Source organism: Methyloglobulus morosus KoM1, assembly GCF_000496735.2.
GTDB classification, from domain to species: domain Bacteria; phylum Pseudomonadota; class Gammaproteobacteria; order Methylococcales; family Methylomonadaceae; genus Methyloglobulus; species Methyloglobulus morosus.
On the sequence record NZ_AYLO01000154.1, the window covers coordinates 1 to 3,234 of the forward strand.

Annotated in this window: 4 protein-coding genes; all 4 read right to left on the reverse strand. The window is 48.4% G+C overall.

What is annotated here, in order from left to right; all coding sequences use genetic code 11:
• Positions 1–60 precede the first annotated feature (60 nt).
• Complete coding sequence (locus MGMO_RS17525; RefSeq protein ID WP_023496420.1) at positions 61–1,281, reverse strand: RtcB family protein; 1,221 nt, start codon at positions 1,279–1,281, stop codon at positions 61–63.
• Positions 1,281–1,703, reverse strand: a complete 423-nt coding sequence (locus MGMO_RS17530; RefSeq protein ID WP_023496421.1) for a ribosome-binding factor A — start codon at positions 1,701–1,703, stop codon at positions 1,281–1,283. The genes MGMO_RS17525 and MGMO_RS17530 overlap by 1 nt, the downstream gene beginning before the upstream one ends.
• A 250-nt stretch (positions 1,704–1,953) precedes the next feature.
• On the reverse strand, positions 1,954–2,982 hold the full coding sequence (gene rtcA / locus MGMO_RS17535; protein WP_023496422.1) for an RNA 3'-terminal phosphate cyclase: 1,029 nt from the start codon (positions 2,980–2,982) through the stop codon (positions 1,954–1,956).
• Positions 2,983–3,054: 72 nt separating this feature from the next.
• On the reverse strand, positions 3,055–3,234 hold a 180-nt coding region (locus MGMO_RS20740; RefSeq protein ID WP_235557321.1), incomplete at its 5' end, for a Swt1 family HEPN domain-containing protein.

The window sequence follows — 3,234 nt, forward strand, 5'->3', positions numbered from 1 at the left end:
TGATTCGTTGTTGAGGGCCCCATTGTGATTTAGGGCTTTAGGTTACATTTTATCGATTAATCAGGCGGCGGCGCTTTTCTCCGCGTTAGCGGCTTCGTCCAACACCTGCTTTAAGGTGTGCACCATTTCCACCAGATCAGACTGGTGTTCCATTACAATGTCGATATCCTTATAAGCACCGGGGATTTCATCGATCACCCCACTGTCTTTGCGGCATTCAACGCCATGAGTCTGGCTTTCCATATCATCAATAGTAAAATGCCGTTTAGCCTTACCCCTACTCATTACCCGTCCTGCCCCGTGAGAGCTGGAACAAAACGACATTGGATTGCCCAAGCCACGCACAATGTAAGACTTTGCCCCCATACTGCCAGGGATGATGCCCAGTTCACCTGCTTTAGCGCTGATTGCACCTTTGCGGGCAACCCAAACTGAAGCATCAAAATGCTGTTCCCTAGCCACATAGTTGTGATGGCAATGGATCGCTTCTTTGGTGATGCCGAATTTGGGTAACTTCTTTTTCAGAGCGTCACAAATCAAGTTCATCATCTCTCGGCGGTTTACCATAGCGTAATCCTGTGCCCAACTTACGGCTTCCAGATAATCATCGTAATGCTTCGCACCTTCCTTGAAATACGCCAAGTCCTTATCCGGCAGATTGACGATATGTTGCCCCATATCTTTCTTGGCCAGATTGATGAAATATTCGCCGATCACATTGCCGATACCACGACTACCGGAATGCAGCATCACCCACACATCGTCGTTTTCATCCAGGCAAAGTTCGATGAAGTGGTTGCCGCCGCCCAAGGTACCCAGTTGCCGCACCCAAGTTTGGTAAGGTTTCTTCTGCATGGTATTAATCTTGGGATGCTTGCCCAAAATTTTATGCAATCCTACCGATAAACCCGTCACCGTCGATTGTTTGACGGGATCGTGCTTGTGTTGGTTGAAGCCCACCGGAATCGCCGCCTCAATCAACAAGCGCAACGACCGCAAGTTATCCGGCAAGTCATGCGCCTTAATCGACAAGCGCAAGGCTTTCATGCCACAGCCGATGTCCACGCCGACCGCCGCCGGAATAATCGCGCCGACAGTGGGCATTACCGAACCCACCGTCGCCCCTTTACCGCAATGCACATCCGGCATCACGGCAATGTGGCTATGGATAAACGGCATCTGCGACATATTCAGCAACTGTTGGTACGCTTCGGCCTCAATGTCATCGGTATAAATTTTTACCGGCACTTTGCCTTTGGTAATAATGGTCTTGATTGGCATTAGCCACCTCCTTTACCGACAACACCCGCATACCTGAAACGTAACACCGGTGTATGTTTTCGGTTCACTGCCTGCGCTAACGCGCAACGTAACAATCCTTGCACGCGCTTTAACGCTGCCAGTATTTCATCGCCTGAAACTTGAAGGTCATTTCCATTATGGGCAACCGTCACACAGAGTGACTGGCCTTCCTGTTCTGGCACAACCGATAACACGTGTAAGTCACGCAACAGCGGATGTTTGGTTTCGCCCGCTAACACCAACGTGACGATACGACTGGCTTCTTTGCACAGTTGCAAGGTCTTATGTGGCGTTTTCGGGCGCGATTCTTTAACAAAATAACGTGGGTCAATGCCATCTTCTTCGCCGAATTCGACGCAGAGGGAAGCGGCACTTGATGCCCAACGGGTTTGGTTTTTCATTAGAAAACTCCCACAGACCGAAATCTTAGGCAAAGCAAAGCCTTGACCCCATCGGTCGAATTAAAAAAATTGGTTTTTGTGTGTGGAAGCCCGATCCGTTGTCAGATCGGAAGAGAAGGTCTACCGGGGACTAACGAATGCAAGGCTGAATTTAATTGCACTATCGAACATACAGCCTCCTACTTTGTGGTTGGTTAAAATTAAGGGCGCGATTCTACGCAGAAATAAATGGTTGTCAAATATTATTTTCTTACTTATTTGACGTTAGCGTTACCGCAAAAGCGCCATTGCCCAATTTTTGTGTTTGAATAGCAATCGGCAAGAATTTTTTAATGATCTCCGCATTGGTTGCCGCATGTTGGCTCCATTCAGTGGCGGTAAAAGAACCGCCGCCCGCTAACGCCATCGGCAATAACAATTGATCTGCCAAATAGGTATCAACTGCCGCAGTGCTGGCTAAGTATTTTTGCGCTTTGGAAACCGCACCTTTTGCCACAACTTCTGCCGCCACGCCGCGTTCGGCAAAGCCGGTAAACACTTCGGTGACCTGTTCATGCTCCAAAGTGATTAACAGCACGTTGCCCGGACCTTGATTGCGGTTGATTTCACGCAGCAACAATTGCCCATCACTCCAGGACAGCTTCTGCTTAACCACGGCGAGTTCACGTTCAGCAATATGGGCAGGTAACCCGGCAAAGTAGCTTTCCGCATAAGCCTTAACCCGTTCACCTCGGCTTTCCAAATGCAACGGTATAAGCTGAGCGCTGGGTTTAATCGTTGCGATAATTTCTCCGCCGCCCGCCGGATAAAAGCCGAAGCGGTTTAGCTGCAATTCCACCGGGGCGCCCATCCGCTTTAACAGCGGGATAAATGCGCGTTGCAAAAAATGGAACGGCGGGCTCATCGTATTATGCGTGCCGCCGGTTATAACAAGTCGACTTTCCTGCTCTGCCATCAACAAAGCCGGTAACACCGTTTGCAACACCAAGGTACAACTGCCTGCCGTGCCGATGTTAAAGTTGTAATCACCGCCTTGCACCTTGCTTGGATTAAAACTTAACTCTGTCGAACCGACTTGTGCGCCATTGATTTCCGCACCAGAAATCGCCACCGCCGCATTCACGGCAGTCAAGTGTTGCCGCATTAAACCGGGTGTTTTGCGTTTGGCGCGGATGTTTTTTATCTGGATGGCTTGTTCGGTGATGATGGATAAGGTCAACGCCGTACGTAAGATTTGGCCGCCGCCTTCGCCTTGTGCGCCGTCGATTTGAATAGTCATGGTTTAATCTGTTCCTTGAAATTGGTAGTAATTAGGCTGATTCTCTAAAATTAAAAATTCGTCAGCTACGATTTACAGTCCAACCATTCTATTCCAATCATTTACATACATTTCAATACGTTGAAACTCTCCTGGAAGTAATAGTCTATTATGTGCGACATAATTTCTAGTTTGTTCCAGTTCATCCATACGTTGCTTTATCCAATGTTGGCTTGGAACAAGGTCTGAGAAATCTTCCCAATTCGCAATTAT